This window comes from Agarivorans sp., from assembly GCF_050295395.1.
Classification (GTDB): Bacteria; Pseudomonadota; Gammaproteobacteria; order Enterobacterales; family Celerinatantimonadaceae; genus Agarivorans.
Window position 1 is genome coordinate 1 of record NZ_JBNKPP010000155.1, and the last position, 19007, is coordinate 19007.

21 protein-coding genes are annotated in these 19007 nt (G+C 46.7%); 16 read left to right on the forward strand and 5 right to left on the reverse strand.

The genetic code is table 11. The annotated features are described in order from the left end of the window. The 4 genes from ACQY6Q_RS09235 to polA form a co-directional block, all read left to right on the forward strand. Nucleotides 1-290: HRDC domain-containing protein (locus tag ACQY6Q_RS09235; protein ID WP_427980488.1), on the forward strand; the 290-nt coding region annotated here is incomplete at its 5' end. 28 nt (nt 291-318) lie between these two features. After that, nucleotides 319-1737, forward strand: a complete 1419-nt coding sequence (locus ACQY6Q_RS09240; protein ID WP_427980491.1) for a protein adenylyltransferase SelO — start codon at nt 319-321, stop codon at nt 1735-1737. Beyond that, nucleotides 1725-2030, forward strand: a complete 306-nt coding sequence (locus ACQY6Q_RS09245) for a hypothetical protein (RefSeq protein ID WP_427980494.1) — start codon at nt 1725-1727, stop codon at nt 2028-2030. The genes ACQY6Q_RS09240 and ACQY6Q_RS09245 overlap by 13 nt, the downstream gene beginning before the upstream one ends. Before the next feature lie 389 nt (nt 2031-2419). Then, entirely contained in the window at nt 2420-5200 is a 2781-nt protein-coding gene (polA, locus tag ACQY6Q_RS09250; protein WP_427980497.1) for a DNA polymerase I, read from the forward strand. A 695-nt stretch (nt 5201-5895) separates the two neighbouring features. Here polA and ACQY6Q_RS09255 read toward each other — a convergent pair. Then, complete coding sequence (locus tag ACQY6Q_RS09255) at nt 5896-6966, reverse strand: glycoside hydrolase family 43 protein (protein ID WP_427980500.1); 1071 nt, start codon at nt 6964-6966, stop codon at nt 5896-5898. 202 nt (nt 6967-7168) lie between these two features. Continuing rightward, entirely contained in the window at nt 7169-7804 is a 636-nt protein-coding gene (yihA, locus tag ACQY6Q_RS09260) for a ribosome biogenesis GTP-binding protein YihA/YsxC (RefSeq protein ID WP_427980540.1), read from the reverse strand. Nucleotides 7805-7941: 137 nt separating this feature from the next. Between yihA and ACQY6Q_RS09265 the strand changes: the two genes are divergently transcribed. The 5 genes from ACQY6Q_RS09265 (at nt 7942) to hemN (ending at nt 11664) form a co-directional block, all read left to right on the forward strand. Beyond that, nucleotides 7942-8559 (forward strand): c-type cytochrome, encoded by a 618-nt coding sequence (locus ACQY6Q_RS09265; protein ID WP_427980503.1) that lies wholly within the window; start codon nt 7942-7944, stop codon nt 8557-8559. 107 nt (nt 8560-8666) lie between these two features. Beyond that, the gene (locus ACQY6Q_RS09270; RefSeq protein ID WP_427980506.1) at nt 8667-9311 is read left to right on the forward strand and encodes a class I SAM-dependent methyltransferase; all 645 of its coding nucleotides are present in this window, start codon (nt 8667-8669) and stop codon (nt 9309-9311) included. Further along, nucleotides 9304-9828, forward strand: a complete 525-nt coding sequence (gene yihI / locus ACQY6Q_RS09275) for a Der GTPase-activating protein YihI (protein WP_427980509.1) — start codon at nt 9304-9306, stop codon at nt 9826-9828. Before ACQY6Q_RS09270 ends, yihI begins: the two co-directional genes overlap by 8 nt. A 5-nt stretch (nt 9829-9833) precedes the next feature. Continuing rightward, a complete protein-coding gene (locus tag ACQY6Q_RS09280; RefSeq protein ID WP_427980511.1) occupies nt 9834-10280 on the forward strand; it encodes a DUF2489 domain-containing protein in 447 nt (148 codons plus the stop codon). Nucleotides 10281-10290: 10 nt separating this feature from the next. Next, nucleotides 10291-11664, forward strand: a complete 1374-nt coding sequence (gene hemN, locus ACQY6Q_RS09285; protein WP_427980513.1) for an oxygen-independent coproporphyrinogen III oxidase — start codon at nt 10291-10293, stop codon at nt 11662-11664. A gap of 47 nt (nt 11665-11711) precedes the next feature. On the opposite strand, the gene znuA is transcribed toward hemN, so the two are convergent. After that, the gene (znuA, locus tag ACQY6Q_RS09290; protein ID WP_427980515.1) at nt 11712-12599 is read right to left on the reverse strand and encodes a zinc ABC transporter substrate-binding protein ZnuA; all 888 of its coding nucleotides are present in this window, start codon (nt 12597-12599) and stop codon (nt 11712-11714) included. Between the two features lie 119 nt (nt 12600-12718). On the opposite strand from znuA, the gene znuC reads away from it, so the two are divergent. The 6 genes from znuC to aroE all read left to right on the forward strand — a co-directional run bounded on the left by znuC (nt 12719) and on the right by aroE (nt 17196). Next, nucleotides 12719-13471, forward strand: a complete 753-nt coding sequence (gene znuC / locus ACQY6Q_RS09295) for a zinc ABC transporter ATP-binding protein ZnuC (protein WP_427980517.1) — start codon at nt 12719-12721, stop codon at nt 13469-13471. A 3-nt stretch (nt 13472-13474) separates the two neighbouring features. Beyond that, nucleotides 13475-14263 carry a zinc ABC transporter permease subunit ZnuB gene (znuB, locus tag ACQY6Q_RS09300; RefSeq protein WP_427980520.1) on the forward strand — a complete coding sequence of 263 codons (789 nt, stop codon included), beginning with the start codon at nt 13475-13477 and terminating at the stop codon, nt 14261-14263. Continuing rightward, nucleotides 14263-14841, forward strand: a complete 579-nt coding sequence (locus ACQY6Q_RS09305) for a Sua5/YciO/YrdC/YwlC family protein (RefSeq protein ID WP_427980522.1) — start codon at nt 14263-14265, stop codon at nt 14839-14841. The genes znuB and ACQY6Q_RS09305 overlap by 1 nt, the downstream gene beginning before the upstream one ends. 19 nt (nt 14842-14860) lie before the next feature. Continuing rightward, entirely contained in the window at nt 14861-15796 is a 936-nt protein-coding gene (gene hemF, locus ACQY6Q_RS09310; protein WP_427980524.1) for an oxygen-dependent coproporphyrinogen oxidase, read from the forward strand. 135 nt (nt 15797-15931) lie between these two features. Further along, entirely contained in the window at nt 15932-16294 is a 363-nt protein-coding gene (gene maoP, locus ACQY6Q_RS09315) for a DUF413 domain-containing protein (RefSeq protein WP_427980526.1), read from the forward strand. Between the two features lie 83 nt (nt 16295-16377). Beyond that, the gene (aroE, locus tag ACQY6Q_RS09320) at nt 16378-17196 is read left to right on the forward strand and encodes a shikimate dehydrogenase (protein WP_427980529.1); all 819 of its coding nucleotides are present in this window, start codon (nt 16378-16380) and stop codon (nt 17194-17196) included. Here the strand turns inward: aroE and ACQY6Q_RS09325 are convergent. After that, the gene (locus tag ACQY6Q_RS09325; protein ID WP_427980532.1) at nt 17186-17632 is read right to left on the reverse strand and encodes a GNAT family N-acetyltransferase; all 447 of its coding nucleotides are present in this window, start codon (nt 17630-17632) and stop codon (nt 17186-17188) included. The genes aroE and ACQY6Q_RS09325 overlap by 11 nt on opposite strands. A 95-nt stretch (nt 17633-17727) precedes the next feature. Here ACQY6Q_RS09325 and ACQY6Q_RS09330 point away from each other — a divergent pair, with 95 nt between their 5' ends. Beyond that, nucleotides 17728-17988 carry a DUF1488 family protein gene (locus tag ACQY6Q_RS09330; protein WP_427980534.1) on the forward strand — a complete coding sequence of 87 codons (261 nt, stop codon included), beginning with the start codon at nt 17728-17730 and terminating at the stop codon, nt 17986-17988. Here the strand turns inward: ACQY6Q_RS09330 and ACQY6Q_RS09335 are convergent. Further along, entirely contained in the window at nt 17985-18521 is a 537-nt protein-coding gene (locus ACQY6Q_RS09335) for a gamma carbonic anhydrase family protein (protein WP_427980537.1), read from the reverse strand. The two genes, ACQY6Q_RS09330 and ACQY6Q_RS09335, sit on opposite strands and share 4 nt — an antisense overlap. Nucleotides 18522-19007: the final 486 nt, after the last annotated feature.

The following is a 19007-nucleotide window of genomic DNA, read 5'->3' on the forward strand; positions in this document are numbered from 1 at the left end:
CGTTAGCGGTGCCGCGTATCAATACCACTAAACAAAGTAAAAAAACCGCTAACTATGGGGTGTACGATAAACGTTTGTTTGCTTTGCTGCGTAACTTAAGAAAACGTTTAGCTGATGCAGAGTCGGTGCCGCCGTTTGTTGTATTCAATGATGCTACGCTAATAGAGATGGCTCAGCAGCAACCACAAACTCAGCACGAGATGTTGGCGATTAGTGGTGTTGGCTTGAAAAAGTTAGAACGCTACGGATATCAATTTTTAGCTTTAATCGATCAATATCAAGCCCCATAATTTTTTCAATCATTAACAAGAGGCCGCTATGGAATTTGTCAATCGCTTCGCTCACGCCCTGTCCGAGCTGTGTCATCAGCAGCCACCTACGCCTTTAAGCGATCCTCAGTTAGTGATTGTGAGTGAGGCCGCCAGCCAAGAGCTCAACTTAAAGCCTGATTTTATTCAGACCGAACTCGCGGAGATTACCGCGGGTCAGCGAACATTGTCGGGCATGCAGCCAGTGGCGAGTGTCTATGCTGGCCACCAATTTGGCGGTTATAGTCCGCAATTGGGTGACGGTAGAGCACTGCTGTTGGGCGAGCATAAAACCGCTCAAGGAGCGCATTGGGAGCTGCAACTTAAAGGCTCTGGCTTAACCCCTTTTTCTCGTCAAGGTGATGGTAAGGCGGTACTACGCTCGACCATTCGTGAGTTTTTAGCCAGCGAAGCGATGGCCGCTTTAGGTATTGCCACTACTCGCGCCTTAAGCTTATCGGTGGGGACGGGATTGGTGCAACGTGAGCGAATGGAAAACGAAGCGATGCTGTTACGTATGGCGCCCAGTCATATTCGCTTTGGTCATTTTGAATATCTTTACTACCAGCAACAGACCCAACCCTTAAAGCGTTTGATCGAGTTTTGTTTAGAGCACTATTTTGCAGAGTGTTTAAGCGCTGAAAATCCGGTGTTAGCCATGCTAGAACAGGTGGTGGATAGCACCGCACTAATGATCGCTCAATGGCAGGCCGAGGGGTTCTGTCATGGGGTGATGAATACCGACAATATGTCGATTTTAGGTTTAACCATCGATTATGGGCCCTTTGGCTTTTTGGATGACTACCAACCCGCGCATATTTGTAACCACAGCGACTACTACGGGCGTTACGCCTACAATCAACAGCCCGCGGTGGGGCTATGGAATTTGCAGCGTTTGGCTCAGGCTTTGTCTGATTATGTGCCGAGTGCTCAATCAGAACCCTTATGGATGCGTTATCAGCAACGGATTAATCAGCACTATCAACAGCTAATGCTAGACAAACTGGGGCTTACCCAGTGGCACAGCGAAGACGAAGCCTTACTGGCGGGTTTGTTCCAATTAATGGCCGAGCAGGGAGTCGATTATCAGCAAAGCTTGCGGGCCTTAGCGCAGCCCTTAGACAGCCTTGCTGAGCTCTTCAGTCCGGCTTGGCAGCCTTGGCTAAAACAGTACCACCAGCGTTGCCAAGATAATTCGCTGAACGATGCGCAGCGCTGCGCCAGCATTAAGCAGCATGTACCTCTTTATGTATTGCGTAACTATTTGGCTCAGCAAGCCATAGAACAAGCCGAACAAGGTGACTTTGAAGAGTTGCATGCCCTACATCAGGTATTGCTGCGCCCCTATGAACAGCAAGCTGATGCCGAGCGCTTTGCTGCGCCGCCGCCGGCTTGGGGGAAAAGCTTGGAGATCTCATGCAGCAGTTAGATGCGGCTTATACGGTACTGGCCGAGTTCGCGGTGGTTAAGCTGAACCGCACTTTTGAGGAAAACCAGTTTTTGCCCTTAGCTCAAGCTTTTGTTGAACAGCAAGCTTGGCCTATTGCCTTTGTTGAGCAAGGGGCCGATTGGCAAGTGCTGGGTTTTTATTTGGAACAACAACTATGGTGGTGGCGCTATGATGCTTTAAGCCAAAGTGCCTGGTTTGAGTGTGCAAACTCCGAGGCTTTTTCAAGTGCTTGTGCTAGCTTATTAAGCTCGCTAAAACGTGCCAAGTTTTAACAAAACAAATAATATTTTTAGGCTGGTTAAAATGTGATCTGTTCCAAGGTTTGCCGCAGAGTAATCTTCTATATTGTTCCACCTGCCTGCGATGAGTTGTTTATTAATTCGTCAAAGCAGGTCTAAAGAAAAGTCATGGAATGACGTTTTCCACATCAAGGGAATTGTTTGCTGCTCCATTTGTTCTTCTTTCTTTGCTTTTAACTTGTTGTAATTAAAGCTTTTTATTTTCCAATGTTAATCTTGTGAATTTTTCGCGAGAGAATTGTTGCTGCTTGTCAACAGACTTATCCACAAGCTGTTTGTGGCATAAGGCTATTGCTCTGGTGCATTAACAGCGGCTGTGGCATCATCAAGCGCATTGAAAATCAGAACCATGGATCATCTTAATGGCAGCCCTTCCCGACCAAGCTCTTGTACTTGTTGATGGCTCTTCTTATTTATATCGTGCCTTCTATGCGCCTCCACATTTAACTAACTCCAAAGGTGAACCCACCGGTGCGGTTTATGGTGTGGTTAATATGCTACGTAGCCTACTTAAGCAATTTAAGCCCGAGCATATAGTGGTGGTATTTGATGCCAAGGGCAAAACCTTCCGTGATGAGATCTATCAGCAGTACAAAGCTAATCGCCCCTCTATGCCCGATGATCTTCGTTCGCAAATTGAGCCCTTGCATGCGGTGATTAAGGCCATGGGTTTGCCAATGATCGCCATCCCCGGAGTGGAAGCCGACGACGTGATTGGCACTTTGGCTAAACAAGCTTCTGCCGAGAATAAAGCGGTGCTTATCAGCACCGGCGATAAAGACATGGCGCAGTTGGTTGATGACAACATCACCTTAATTAATACCATGACCAATACGGTTATGGACCGCGCTGGTGTTGAAGAGAAATTTGGCGTGCCACCAGAATTGATTATCGACTACCTTGCCCTGATGGGCGATAAGGTGGATAACATACCCGGCTTGCCCGGTGTGGGTGAAAAAACCGCCTTAGCCATGTTGCAGGGAGTGGGCGGGGTAGAACAGCTATTAGCCGATCCCGATGCGGTGCAAGAGTTAGGCTTTCGCGGGGCCAAGACCATGCCGAAGAAACTGCGAGAGCATGCAGAAGATGCGCGGCTGTCTTATTTATTGGCCACCATAAAATGCGACGTAGAGGTGGGTTTGACGATGCAAGATATGCAACGTCTAGAGGAAGATACCGATGCCTTGGTGAAGTTATTTGGCGAACTAGAATTTAAGCGTTGGTTGAGTGAAGCGCTAGACAATCAAGCTAAAGGAGGCTCAACTGCTGAACCCGCCAATCCGCAGGACGGCGAAGCCAGTGAAGCAACGCTTCAAGCTGCCGCTGAGCTGAGTGGTGAATACGAGACCATTCTAGATAAACAAAGTTTTGCTGCTTGGTTGGAGAAAATCCAGCAAGCAGAGCTAGTAGCTTTGGATACCGAAACCACCTCGCTGAATTATATGCAGGCAGAATTGGTGGGGCTGTCTTTTGCCGTAGAAGCGGGTAAGGCAGCCTATTTGCCGGTAGCGCATGATTATTTAAATGCGCCCGAGCAATTAGATCGAGACTGGGTATTAGCTCAGCTGAAACCCTGGTTGGAAGACCCCAGCAAGGCTAAGCTGGGACAGAACCTTAAATATGACGCTAGCGTACTGGCGCGTTATGGTATTGACTTAAAAGGTATTAAGTACGATACCATGTTGGAGTCTTATGTCTTAAACAGTACTTTGACTCGCCATGATATGGATTCTTTATCGCTGCAATACCTACAGCACAAAACCATTAAGTTTGAAGATATCGCGGGCAAAGGTGCCAAACAGCTCACTTTTAATCAAATAGAACTGGAAACCGCTGCACCTTATGCTGCTGAAGATGCCGATATTACTCTGCGTCTGCACCAAACCCTATGGCCCAAGTTGCAGCAGCAAGCCAAATTACAGAGCCTGTTTGAAGAAGTAGAGCTGCCACTGGTAAGTATTTTATCTAAAACCGAGCGTCAAGGTGTGCGCATTGATAGCCAAGTATTGGCGGCGCATAGTCTTTCTCTGGCAGAGCGTATTGATGGCTTAGAAAAGCAGGCTCATGACTTAGCGGGTGAACCTTTCAACCTAGGTTCACCCAAGCAGCTGCAACATATTTTGTTTGAAAAAATGGCCTTGCCGGTAGTGAAGAAAACTCCTAAGGGCGCACCGTCCACCGCTGAGGAAGTGTTGCAAGAGTTGGCTTTAGATTACAGCTTGCCCAAAGTTATTTTGGAATACCGCAGCTTGTCTAAATTAAAGTCTACTTATACCGACAAGTTGCCAAAGATGGTGGAACCAAGCACTGGGCGAGTACATACCTCTTATCATCAAGCGGTCACGGCCACCGGACGTTTCTCGTCTAGCGATCCTAATTTACAAAATATTCCGATCCGTCATGAAGAAGGCCGCAAGGTGCGTCAGGCCTTTATTCCGGCGGAAGGTTATAAGCTGGTGGCCATCGATTACTCACAAATTGAGCTACGTATTATGGCTCATCTGTCTCAAGACAAGGGCTTATTGAGTGCCTTTGCGGCGGGAGAAGATATTCATAAGGCCACTGCAGCAGAGGTATTTGGTAAGACGGTAGAAGCGGTGAGCAGCGATGAACGTCGTAGTGCCAAGGCGATTAACTTTGGTTTGATTTATGGCATGAGTGCTTTTGGGTTGGCTAAACAATTAGGTATTGCCCGAGCCGATGCTCAAACCTATATGAATCGTTATTTTGAACGTTATCCAGCGGTTCTCGAGTACATGGATACTACCCGAGATTTCTGTCAGCAACACGGTTATGTAGAAACCTTGTTTGGCCGCCGTTTATATTTACCCGAGATTAATTCACGTAATGGCATGCGTAAAAAAGCCGCCGAGCGGGCGGCGGTCAATGCGCCAATGCAAGGCACCGCCGCTGATATTATTAAAAAGGCCATGATTGCCGTAGCCACTTGGTTAGATACCCAAGCCGATGAGCACTGTAGAATGTTGATGCAGGTGCACGATGAATTGGTGTTTGAGGTCTTAGAAAGTGAGTTGGAACGAGTAGTGCCCAAACTCACAGAGTTAATGGAGCAAGCGGTTCACTTAGATCTACCTTTGGTGGCTGAATCAGGTGTGGGCAACAACTGGGATGAAGCACATTAAATAGCGAATTTTGTTTAATTTGAGGAAGCTTAGGCTTCCTTTTTTTGTGCTTATGGCTCAGGTTTAGCATTTAGTAATAATGAAAAGCTTTTCGCGTAATAAAAAAACCTGAAACACTATGAAACATGAAATTAGATTACAAAAAATGCTTTATTTTTCATCGGTGATACTCTAAAGTAGCACTTGTAGGGTACAGAGGTAAGATGTTCTATCTTTCAGACCTTTATTTCACGTAGTTGAAAAAGGCTATTTTGCCGCCTCGATGGTTTACATCGGGGCGTTTTTTCTTTTAAAACCGCTTTAAACTCCATTCTCCCCTATTCTTAAGGCTCGATTGAGCACTTTCCTTGTGACTTTTCTATTGTGTTATTTTGTTTCATTTTTATGTGTTAAAAACACCATGTGTGAAATTTAGCTACGATTTTCTCTTTGAAAAATCATCTGGAGGATAGCTAAATTATGGTTTGCCCGACTGTTTGGTAAGTCATGGTGAAAGTGCTGCTGAAAGCGATAGCAAATAAAATGCATGTTTTTTAAAAAAAATGTGAACTAATCTATTTTAGTTAAGTCTTAATTAATGCAATTGGAATAGTGCTTTCAGTTTTTTTAAGAATTCTTTTCTTACTCGCCCCATTCAAAGAATGGGGCTTTTTTTTGCCCAAGATAAATTGAGTGTCTTGGCAAGCTAGCTACGTTTAATCGTAATAAGGCTTGATGGGGGTAATCTTACCATCCTCGTCGATAGTCAATTCTGCCATTTTGATGCTGCGTAAGTGGGTTTGCCCTGCCGACAGAGTGCTGTCGTGGTAAAACAAGTACCATTTACCTTCAAACTCGACAATGGAGTGGTGGGTGGTCCAACCTAACACTGGCTCTAGTATCACGCCTTCATAGCGGAAGGGACCGTAAGGAGAATCACTGCTAGCATAAACGATTTTATGAGTATCACCCGTCGAATAAGAGAAGTAATAGCGACCATTGTATTGGTGCATCCATGGCCCTTCGAAATAGCGGCGATGGTTATCTCCGGCTAGTAGCAGCTCGCCATTCTCATCAATAATGTCGATGGGTTGCGGTGGCTCGGCAAATTCCAGCATGTCGTCACTCAGTTTTGCGACAAATGGCCGTAGCGCGGCTTGTTGGTCTTGTGGGAACTGCTCTTCGCCAAACTTACCATCGCGCCAGCATTGCAGTTGTCCGCCCCATAAACCACCAAAATACATGTAGTGGCTACCGTCTTGGTCTTTAAACACCGCAGGATCGATGCTAAAGCTACCTTTAATCGCTTCTGGTTGTGGAATAAAAGGTCCCTCAGGCTGCTCGCCAACCGCGACGCCAATTTGAAAAATGCCGTTGTGGTTGCGTGCTGGAAAATACAGATAGTATTTGCCGTCTTTCTCGGCCGCATCTGGTGCCCACATTTGTTTCTCGGCCCAAGCTACGTCTTTTATATCCAGAGCGTTACCGTGGTCGGTTACCACGCCAAAGGGGCGATCTAAGGAGAAAACATGGTAATCGCGCATGTCAAAGTGGTCGCCGTTGTCATTTAAAGGCTGACCGTTATCAACGTCGTGAGAAGGATAGATATATAATTTGCCGTCAAAGACATGCGCCGAGGGGTCGGCAGTATACATGTGTGTGACTAACGGGCTGCTGATTGGCTTGAGCTGTGAGGCTCTGGCTAAATCAGCTTTAGTCACGGCTTCGGCATCGCTGGTTGTTTCTGCAGCATGTGACTCAAGCGGCTTGGCTTTGTCTTGGTTCATGGTGTTACCTCATTAGTTTTTGCGACATTATAGCGAGCTTCAGCGGCTGAATTTTTACGTTCTTCGGTAGCCTGATTGCAATATTTAGCCGTGGCTTAAATTTTGAGGAAAGTTGTGAAGTAAGAGGTGTATTGCGAGAAAATGATGAAACTTTCTCGCTTAATTGGCCTTTTGTTGCAGTCAAGTGTGAGCTGCGATGGCTTTATTGCTGGTCGTTGAGTGGCTCGGCCTGATGTTGGTCAAACCAACTTGCTAAGGTATTTTGCAGAATATCGAGGCCTTGTTTTTTTAATGAGGAAAACGCTTCTACTCGTACTTCTCCACCAAAGGCTTTAGCGGTTTCGCGGCCTTTTAAGATCGCCGCCTTGCGGGCACCTTGTTTCAGCTTATCCGCCTTAGTTAATAAGGCCAATACCGGCAAGTCGCAGTCTACTGCCCATTGAATCAAACCATTGTCGGTTTCTTTAAATGGGTGACGAATATCCATCAGTACCACGATACCTTGCAGACTTTGTCGTTCTTGCAGATATTCTGATAATGATTTTTGCCATTGCTTCTTAACTTCTTCGGGAACTTGAGCAAAGCCGTAGCCAGGTAAATCGATTAATCGAAAGCCTTCACTTATTTCAAAAACGTTAATTAATTGTGTCCGTCCTGGCGTTTTACTGGTTCTAGCTAGGTTTTTTTGACGGGTTAAGGTATTTAATGCACTGGACTTACCAGCGTTAGAGCGTCCGGCAAAGGCGACTTCAATCCCGCTATCTTCAGGCATTGCCTGGATATTCGGCGCGCTAGTAATGAAGTGGGTGTTTTGAAAATGATATTGCGCCATGGTGATGTTGAGCTCCACAAGGAAATTAGGGTAATACATTACGTTTTTGGCAAAATTGTGTAAAATAATGCCGTTACTGGACTCGCGCATTGTAACACGGGCGCCAGTGTGTGGTTTGGAATAATACTAATAAATGGAATGTCATGAAAAAACTTACCTTAGTTTTAATCTTATTGGCGGGGGTAGCCAGTCCAGTATGGGCCAAGGGTGACGCTGTCGCTGGAGAGCAAAAGGCCGCGTCGTGTAAAGCGTGCCATAACAACCAAGGCGAAGCTTTGGGTTACCCTAAATTAGAAGGCCAACATGCTGGGTACCTAGTTAAGCAGCTTAAAGATTTCCAAGCCGCAATGAAAAGTGGCGGAGCAGAAGGGCGTAATAATGCCATTATGGGTGGTATGGCCATGCCGCTTACCGAGCAGGATATGGAAGATATCTCCGCATATTTCGCTGCTCAGCCAATGAGTCCAAATACTACCGCGCCGGAATATGTTGAGGCGGGACAAAAATTATTTATGGGTGGCGATATTGAACGTGGCATTGCCGCTTGTACTGCGTGTCACGGTCCTCGTGGTGTGGGTCATAGCTTGGCTCGTTTCCCACGTATTTCTTCGCAATACGCCACTTATATTAAAAACCAGTTAGAAGCTTTTCGTAGCGGTGAGCGTGCTAATGACCTTAACGGTATGATGCGCGACGTAGCGGCCAAGCTTAGCGATAAAGACATCGAAATATTATCGCAATACCTTGGTGGCTTGCACTAAGGGTGAATGGGCAGCCTGAGCTGCCCAACAACATCTGATTTAATATTCGCCATCTTTGTTGTTAGTGTTACACTTGCGCCCCTGAAAAATACGGCTAGGTGTGATTGGTGAATTGTCCTCTCTGTAATGCGACTGCTTGCAACGATTTTTATCGTAATAAACGTTGCCAATATTGGCACTGCAACGTTTGCGATTTGATTTTTGCCGACCCGCAAGATTGGCTGAGTGCTGATGCCGAAAAAGCGCAGTACGACTTACACAATAATGACCCACACGACTCTGCTTATTTAGGTTTTTTGCAGCGCTTAAGTGAGCCTACTATTACGGCCTTAAGGCACCCTGTGGTAGGTTTGGATTTTGGCTGTGGGCCGGGGCCTGCGCTGAGTTTACTGTTCGCGCAAGCAGGCCACCAATTGCTAAACTATGATCCTATATATTACCCAGACGAGGGCTTGTTAAGTCGAGACTACGAGTTGGTTACCTGTAGTGAAGTGGTGGAGCATTTCAATCATCCGGCGCAGTCTTGGCAGCTACTCACCGGTTTGGTAGCCACTTCGGGTTTATTAGCGGTAATGACCAAACGCCATTGGGGCATCGATGTTTTCGCTCAATGGCACTATAAAAATGATCCTACCCATGTGGCGTTTTATAGCGATAAAACGTTTCGTTGGTTAGCAGAATTCTATCAAATGAGTTTGGAAATAGTCGGCCCTGATGTGGCGCTATTCCACAGAGGTAAAAAAGATGTCTAGAAAAAAAAATCGCAAGGGCGGCTTAATTGGGGTGCGTAAAGACCCTGACTTTAAAGCAAAACGTGTTGCTGTGCCGGATCGAAAAAAAATCGGTAAAGGTAAAAGTGCCGGTAGTCGCCAGCAAGGCCTTGAGAAAGACGCGTCTAGCACACCCGTTCAGCAGGCAAAAGATCCGCGAATTGGCAGTAAAGCAGCTGTGCCGTTAGGCGTAACCGCAACTCCAGTTAATAAGCCTGTTAAACCAAAGGCCAAAGCACAGCCGCAAGTATTGAGCCCAGAGCAAGAGCTAGCCAAGTTGGAAGCGGATACTCGAGTAGAGGCGCTTATCGATATCTTGGATGAGGGCGGCAAAATTTCTGCCCAAGAGCAGCAATGGTTAGACCAACAGTTGGCGCGTCATGCCGAATTGTTGCGCGAGTTAGGTTTGTCTGAAGAAACCGAAGATGAAGACTTGGATGATGATGAGCAGCTTTGGCGTTCATTAAATAGCTCTTCGTTAGATCAGTATAAGGATTAATCGCTATGCTGTGGTGGGCCGTTATTGGGCTACTGGTCATTCTTGTGCTGGCGGTTTATGCCGCCTTATTGCTAGGTCGCTTAATGGGGCAACGCAAAGTGATTCAGCGGGCGCTGGCTAAGCGGAATGAAAACTTATTAGGCGATATTCGTTATATTGCCAGTGCCATGGTTGATGATCGCTGCGGTTTGTCAGAAGGTGTGATCCGTATCAGTAATCTGTTAATGGCCCTGCAAACGCCTAAGCAAATTGATTGGGCTGAGCGTTTTCCTAGCGTGTTTCAACTGTATAATTCGGTGAAACACTTGCCTACTCATGAAGCTCGCAACAAATTGCCTCGTCAGCAAAGAATGCGTCAGGATCTTCAGCGCGAAGCGGAAGAAGAAACATTGAGACAGCAGATTATAGAAGAAGCTAAAGCGCTGACAGAGCTTAGTGTAAAAGTGCTCTAGGAGAAATCAAATGGCATCATCAGCGGTCGATTGGGACCAGCAGTTAATTGAAAAATATAACTACTCGGGCCCTCGCTATACGTCTTATCCTACGGCCTTAGAGTTTAACGAGTCCTTTGGTGAGCCGCAGTTTCAAGAGGCTTGTGCTAAGTATCCCGAGCGGGCGTTATCACTGTATGTGCATATTCCGTTCTGCCATAAGCTTTGTTACTACTGTGGCTGCAATAAGGTCATTACCCGCCACCAACATAAGGCGGATATTTACCTCGACTATCTAGAACGCGAAATTGAGCTACAAGCGGGGCGTTTTAAGCAACGTAAGGTTAGCCAAATGCATTGGGGCGGTGGTACGCCCACCTATTTGGATGCGGCCCAGTTAAAACGCTTAACTGCCCTTTTGTACCAGCACTTCGAATTTGCCGATGCTGCCGAAATCAGCATTGAAGTAGACCCCCGAGAAATTGAATTAAGCACCATCGATTTATTAGCCGAATTGGGTTTTAATCGCCTTAGCTTAGGGGTACAGGATTTTAATAAGCAAGTTCAGCAGGCGGTCAATCGTGAGCAAGATGAAGCGTTTATTTTTGCCTTAGTGGAGCGGGCTCGAGCGGTGGGGTTTAGCTCGGTTAATATTGATCTGATTTACGGCTTGCCTTACCAAACGCGTGACAGCTTTAAACAAACGTTGCAGCGGGTGATTGAGTTAGACCCCGATCGACTTTCGGTATTTAACTATGCTCATTTACCGAGTCGTTTTGCCGCGCAACGTAAAATTGATGAAAGCAAGATGCCCTCTAGTGAGCAGCGTTTGGGTATTTTACGCGATAGCATCGAGTTTTTGAGCCAACATGGTTATCAGTTTATTGGAATGGATCACTTCGCTAAGCCTGAAGATGAATTAGCGATAGCCCAGAGCAAGGGGCAATTACACCGTAACTTTCAGGGGTATACCACTCAAGGTGAGGCCGATTTGCTGGGCTTGGGTGTTTCTTCCATCTCTATGCTAGGCGACGCCTACAGTCAAAATCAAAAAGAGCTAAAAAGCTATTACGCACAGATCGACAGCCTTGGTCATGCTCAGTGGAAGGGGATCGCGCTGAATCAAGATGACTTGATCCGCCGAGAGTTGATTAAGCGACTGATTTGCAACTTTCAATTGAACTTTGGTGATTTAGAACAGCTGTTTGGCATCGATTTTCAATCCTACTTTGCCGAAGACTTACAGCTATTACAGCCCTTTGTTGATGATGCTCTGGTTGAGTTAAGCGAGCAGGGGATCCAAGTGAGTAACAAGGGGCGCTTGTTGATCCGCAATATTTGCATGTGTTTTGATGTGTATTTCCGTAATCAAGCTAGGCGCCAGCAGTTTTCTCGGGTGATTTAATCTTGCCGCAGCGATAAAAAACGGAGCTTCACGCTCCGTTTTTGCGTCTATTGATTGCCATCAACGAATAGGCAGTCTCGATAGCTGTTAGCTAACTGCTGCAATAAATCAAAATAGCCATTGGCGGAATTTTTCACGGTGATGCCTAAGGGGTCAAGCAGGCTGATTTTAGCCCCACTATCTTGGCTAATGGTTTCCAATAATGCGCCATTAAATTGGGGTTCGGCAAAAATACACTGGGCCTTTCCTTGTGCCAGTTGTTGACGAATATGCTGCAGGGTTTTAGCCCCGGGGCGGCGCTGGGGATTGATGGTAAATTCGCCTAGGCGGTTCAAAGCAAAGTAACGCTCAAAGTAACTATAGCCATCGTGAAAAACGAAATAGCCTTGCTGTTGTACTGGCTGCAGTTGTTGCTGGATATCGCTCACTAGCTGGTCCAGCTTTTGATTAAAGCGAATGAGTTGCTGCTCCAGTTCGGCTGCGGGTTTAACTTGCATTTCAATCAACTGCTCGGTCACTGCGCGGGCAATGCTGCGCGCTTGTTTAGGCCCTAGCCAGATGTGCGGGTCTAACTCGTGGTGATGATCGCCATGATGTTCATGCTCGGCTTCCCCTTTGATCAGTTCAAGCCCAGCTATGTCCAGTAACTTTAGTTGTTGGCTATCACTTTGGCTGAGTGGCTTACTCAGAAAGGGTTCTAGTTCTTCCCCTACCCAAATCACCAAGTCGGCTTGACGAAGGGCGCGTACATCCGACGGCCGCAACGCGTAATCATGGGGGGATACATTGGGGCTCACCAAGTAATCGATTTGGTATTGCCCCTCGGTAAGGCTGCTAAGCAGTAGTTGCAGCGGTTTAATGCTGACTAAGATGTTTGGATTGCTGGCCCAGCTAGGAAAGGTGATTAACATTAAGGTGAAAAACAGTTTACGCATACAGGCTTTGTTAGATGATTTGGTAAAATAATACGATAGTGTAACATCTAGTGTAGAATAGTGCCCCCCAAGCATACTTCGCTGGGTTCTAACGAGCTAATTATCTATAGGAACTGGGATTGACCACCTTACTTTCGCTAAACAATATTTGTGTTAGCTTTGACCAGCGCATGGTTCTTGACCATGTGTCGCTTGAGCTTAATCGCGGCCAAATTACCACCTTGATCGGCCCTAATGGGGCCGGTAAGAGTACCCTGATTAAAGTGATTCTTGGCTTGATTCCTGCCGATTCCGGTAATATTACTCGCGCCTCAAAATTGCGGATCGGTTATGTGCCGCAAAAAATCAGCGTTGATGAGTCCTTTCCCTTAAGTGTTGAACGCTTTTTGAAGTTGGCGCGTCACTACTCACGTAAGCGCCTAAATAAGGTGATTAGCCAACTCGGCATTGAAGGTCTACTGCAGCGACAGTTAGTGCGTTTGTCTGGCGGCGAGATGCAGCGGGTGCTGCTAGCCCGCGCCTTGCTCGGTGAACCGCAGCTATTAGTGTTAGACGAGCCGGTTCAAGGTGTTGATATTTCAGGGCAAATTGAGCTTTACCAATTAATTTCCGATATTGCTCAACAAATCGATTGTGCGGTGCTGTTGGTCTCTCATGATTTGCATTTGGTGATGGCCGGTACCGACCATGTTATTTGCCTCAACCACCATGTCTGCTGTCACGGTGAGCCAGAGAGTGTGGCGCAGCATCCAGAGTTTGCTCGCCTATTTGCTCAAAACGAGCGCCAACAACTAGCCGTTTATACTCACCATCATGTGTGCGATGAACATGACCATCATCACCATCAAGCTAGTAGCCAAGAGAACGATTAATTCATGGATGACTTTTTAATTAACGCCTTATTGGCTGGTTTAGGTATTGCCTTATTGGCTGGGCCTTTAGGCTCCTTCATGGTGTGGCGACGTTTAGCTTATTTTGGTGATACCTTGGCGCATGCCTCCTTACTTGGGGTCGCTTTAGGTTTATGGTTAGCCATTAATCCAATATTGGCGATGGTATTGAGTGGTGCCATGCTGGCGTTGTTATTGTTGTCTTTGCAACGTTATAAACAGTTAGCCAGTGATACCTTGTTGGGCATTATGGCCCATTCAGCCCTCTCTTTGGGCTTGGTGGTTGTGGCGTTGATGGACAGCGTACGTATTGATCTTATGGCCTACTTGTTTGGTGACCTATTAGCGGTGACTCAGCAAGATTTGTTGTGGATTTGGGGCGGTGGCGCGTTGGTATTGGCAGTGTTATTCAGCCAATGGAATAAACTGTTATCGGCAACGGTGAACGAACAAATTGCCGAAGTAGAAGGCATCAATGTTGATTTGATGCGGGCGCTATTGCTGCTGTTGCTGGCGGTGGTGATTGCCATTGCCATGAAAATTGTCGGCGCGCTGATTATTAGTTCTTTGTTGTTAATCCCTGCTGCTACGGCACGGCGTTTAAGCAGCTCACCGGAGCAAATGGCGGCTTATGCGGTTGTGTTTGGCGCGATTTCTGTAGTGCTTGGCTTGTGTTTATCTTGGTATCAAGATACCCCAGCTGGCCCTTCGGTGGTGGTATGTGCCGCCTTACAATTCGTATTAATTCATAGTTTGGTAAAAGTACAAAAATAATGAATGAAAGTTCTTTTCAAGCGGTTATTTGCAGCGATGTACAGCGTGCGGCAGCTGCTATCTCTCAGGGTGCTGTGTTGGCCTATCCCACTGAATCGGTGTATGGCTTGGGCTGTGACCCTGACTCTCAACAAGCGGTAAATAGGATTTTGCAAATTAAACAGCGTCCTGTAGAGAAGGGCTTGATTTTATTGGCTTCAGAGCTTTCGCAGTTGTTACCTTATATTGATTACGCCGCCTTGTCTGAACAGCAACGTCAACTATTGGTGACCCCGCAGGCACGCCCCACCACTTGGTTGGTGCCTATTTCAGCAGCCACTCCACCGTGGATCTGTGGTCAATTTAGTAGTGTTGCTGTACGCCTGACCGCTCATCCTGTGGTGGCTAGCCTATGTCAGCTCATCGCTAAACCCTTAGTGTCTACTTCGGCTAACCTCAGTGGTGAGCCACCCGCGCAAAGCGCTGAACAAGCGGCACAGTTAGCTGGGGTTGAGTTGGTATTTGATGGTCCCTTGGGGGGGGCGACACAAACCAGCCAAATAAAAGACATAAGTACCGGTCAGGTGATCCGCGCTTAACTCGATTAAAGGTAGCAGCATGCAACAAGTCAATTCAGTGGCCGTTCGAGAGTTTTTTATTCACTTACAACAGCGTATTTGCCAGCAATTGGAGCAACAAGACGGCCAAGCGAAGTTTTTGCACGACGATTGGCAGCGTGACCCCGCCGAGCATCAAGGCCTTAGTGGCGAGGGGCGCACTCGGGTACTCAGTGAAGGATTGGTATTTGAACAAGCGGGAGTGAACTTTTCTCATGTGTTTGGTGAGCAAATGCCCGCCTCCGCTACGGCGCAACGCCCAGAGTTGGCGGGGCGGCGCTTTGAAGCCATGGGGGTATCTTTGGTGATTCACCCGCATAATCCTATGCTTCCTACCTCACATGCTAATGTTCGTTTCTTTATTGCAGAAAAAGACGGCGAAGCGCCGATCTGGTGGTTTGGGGGAGGGTTTGACCTAACTCCCTATTATGGCTTCGATGAAGACTGTATTAGTTGGCACCAAACGGCTGCTGATTTGTGCCGGCCTTTTGGTGAAACTCTGTACCCCAAATACAAAAAATGGTGTGACGAATACTTTTTCCTTAAGCACCGCAATGAAACTCGCGGTATTGGTGGCCTGTTCTTTGACGATTTAAATGAATTGGGTTTTGAGCAAAGTTTTGCGTTTACTCAGGCAGTGGGGGATGGTTTCCTTAAGGCCTACTTGCCGATTGTGGCGCGTCGAAAAGGCTTAGCGTTTACTCAGCAACAGCGTGATTTTCAGCTGTATCGACGTGGTCGCTATGTGGAATTTAATTTAGTTTACGATCGCGGCACTTTATTTGGTTTACAGTCGGGCGGGCGTACCGAGTCCATCTTAATGTCACTGCCGCCTTTGGTGAAATGGCGTTATAACTGGCAACCCGAGCCTGGCAGCGATGAAGAGCGTCTCTACCAGCGTTACTTAAAGCCTCAGGACTGGTTGAGCAAGGCTTAGCCAAAACGCTAAAAAAGCAATTTATTTTCTTGCAAGAACGTTCACTTTGAATTAATTATTTTAACTGTTGAGCATGAGCTCGTTGGTATCAATGATTTCTTTTTAGTTGAGTCTTACACTATGAATGGATCGTTTTTGGCTAAACGCCGATTTGCAGATGATAAACATTTTCGCCGTGGTTTCTCGCGTAGTGGCGCATTCACTATCAAAGAAGCTGAATTATTAGAGCGCTGTGGCTGCGCTTTTAAAGAATTAGACGAGTCGCTTCGGGACCCCATCGACGACGTCGAGGCTTATTTTGTCTCAGTATGCCGAGGTGAAGCCGAAGCAGAAACTGCGGAACAAAAAGTATGGTTAAAGTATAAGAAGCTGTCAGGCCGTAAGGCTTTCCACGGCTTAGTGAGTAATCCACCCAAGGCCAGTGTTACAGAAAGCGCGAGTAGTGAGGATGATGACCTTGATGATGTAGACCCCTCTGATGTAGAAGATGACGATTAATCGTTAAACAAGGGTCTTTAGTTATTCTATTTTTACTAAAGCCTTGTTATGGTGCACTATTATTTATCTAAGTAGTGCGCCTAATGGATTTATACGCAGTTTTTGGTAACCCAATTAGCCAATCAAAATCTCCCTTTATTCACACTTTATTTGCTCGACAAACCCAGCAAGATCTCAGTTACCGTGCTATTGAACCGGCCGAAGATGGCTTTCTACAAGCCTTGGATGAGTTTTTAAAAGCCGGAGGTAAAGGTTGCAATATTACCGCGCCATTTAAACAACAAGCTTTTCAAGCCGCTCAGCAACATACTGAGCGAGCGTTACTGGCTGGCGCTGTGAATACCCTAAAGTTAACTGATGACGGCATATTGCTGGGTGATAATACCGACGGTGCAGGTTTGGTGGCTGACTTACTGGCTCAGTTTGGTGATTTAAGTGGTTTGAAAGTCTTGTTGTTAGGAGCTGGCGGCGCCGCACGCGGAGTGATCGGCCCCTTGTTAGAACAGCAATTAAGTCAACTGCTGATTGTTAATCGCACCGTTGCAAAAGCGCAAGCCTTAGCTGAGCGCTTTGCAGATTTGGGGCCTGTGTCGGCTAGCTCCTATGAAGCTCTCAGTGGCGACTTCGATATTATTATTAACTCTACTTCTACCGGTTTAAAAGGCCAGTTGCCCCCGTTAAAGCCAGAGTTAATCCAGCCGACCACTCGTTGTTATGACATGACTTACGCTGCCGATACCACCGCCTTTAACCGTTGGGCTGCGGATTTGGGGGCGGCAAAAACCGTTGATGGTTTAGGTATGCTAGTGGGTCAAGCGGCGGAAAGCTTTGCCGTTTGGCGTGGTATTCGCCCGGGGGCGCGTCAAGTGCTACGCGAGTTGCGGCGAAACCTTAGCCGATAGCCTTAATCTGCATTGCGATATGGGGAATATCATCCTCTAGATAGGGCTCGCTGCAGATTTCAAAGCCAAGTTGTTGGTAAAACTGTTCCAAGTAGCGCTGTGCCGAAATTATAATACTCGCCTCGGGCCAGTGCTGCTGGCAGTAAGCAATGGCCCGTTGCATCAACTGCTGACCCAAACCTTGCCCACGTCCGCTGGCCTTAGTGACCACTCGACCAATTCTTGCGTGGCCTTGTTCCGGCGCAAAAATACGAGCATAAGCGAGCAGTTGTTGCTCTTGCCAGGCCATTAAGTGTAGGGCTGCAAAGTCTTGGCCGTCGGCATCTTGATAGGGGCAGCGCTGCTCTACAACAAACACTTCTTCACGAAGAGCCAATATTTGATATAGCTGAGTAGTGGATAGTTGCTCGAAAGTTGCCCATTGCCAGGTGGTCATTAATAATCTACTTGTAGTTTTGCGGTTCAATTGCAACACTTTAAGAAGGTCAAATACAAATTACAAGCAGACCTAATGACGGGAGTAGAACTATCATGAATCAAGCCATCATTATTGGTGATGACCAACGTTGGCAGGCGCTTAATCAATGCATCGAGTTTAGCGCTCAGGTTATGGGGGCCAAAGTTCAGTGTGCCGTGAGGAAAAAGACCCTCGAGCATCTGGTGGGTTTACCCTTAACCAATGACGAAAAAATACTCGAGGCCTACCATAGTGTTCAATTCGATATTGAAGAACTATTAGAAGAAAAGTTAAAAGAGGAAGACTTTGCCGCCAACGGCGCACTTATCCTTTAAGCTTGTTCTTCTAGATACTGTTGTTTCAGCCGTACATAGTTGTCGGCTGACTCACTAAGAAACGCCTTCTCTTTATCATTCAGCGGGCGAGCCTGTTTTACCGGGCTGCCTAGGTATAAGTAACCAGAGGCTAAACGTTTATTTGGAGGCACTAAGCTTCCTGCTCCAATCATTACCTCGTCTTCAACCACCACACCGTCTAAAACGATGGCTCCCATGCCTACCAATACGCGATTACCAATGGTGCAGCCATGTAGCATCGCCTTGTGGCCAATTGTGACATCTTCACCAATGATTAAAGGATAGCCCTGCGGCGGGTTCTCAGTTTTGCGGGTAACATGTAAAACGCTGCCGTCTTGTACATTAGTACGGGCGCCGATATGTATGTGGTTAACGTCCCCGCGCGCCGCTACCAACGGCCAAATACTGACATCATCGCCTAACTTAATCTCGCCATAGAGTACTGCGCTAGGATCTATCCATACTTCTTTTCCCAAGATAGGACTGAAACCTGAAAAAGACTTAACACTCATTGTTTACTCCATTTGTTATTGGCTTTAACTACTCAGCTTACGTTATCCGCGCTTTATTACAAATAGTCTTATAAGGAACAAGCGGAGTCATACGACTATTTATCTAGCCAGTAAATTTAAACAGCCTAGAATTGAGCGCAATAATCTCACAAGAGCTTGTAGATTTATCACTTATCTACGCCTGAATAAGTCGTTTTTCGTGTATTTAAGTTCTAATTATGAGCATTTCGCTTGAAAAACAGCCATAAAGACAATTATTTTAAGTTTTCTTCAAAAAACGCTTGCGCCTTGGGAATCGATGCCTATAATGCACCTCCACTGACACGGCACACAGCGCTGCAGAGTAACGTTGATGCAAGTCAGGGCTAGCAAGGCCTAGGGCTGAGTTGGCGGCTTTCAAACCGGTTTTTAAAATGTTTTAAAAAAGCGGTTGACAGTCACAGAGGATGGCGTAGAATGCGCACCTCGCTTCGACAAGAAGCAACG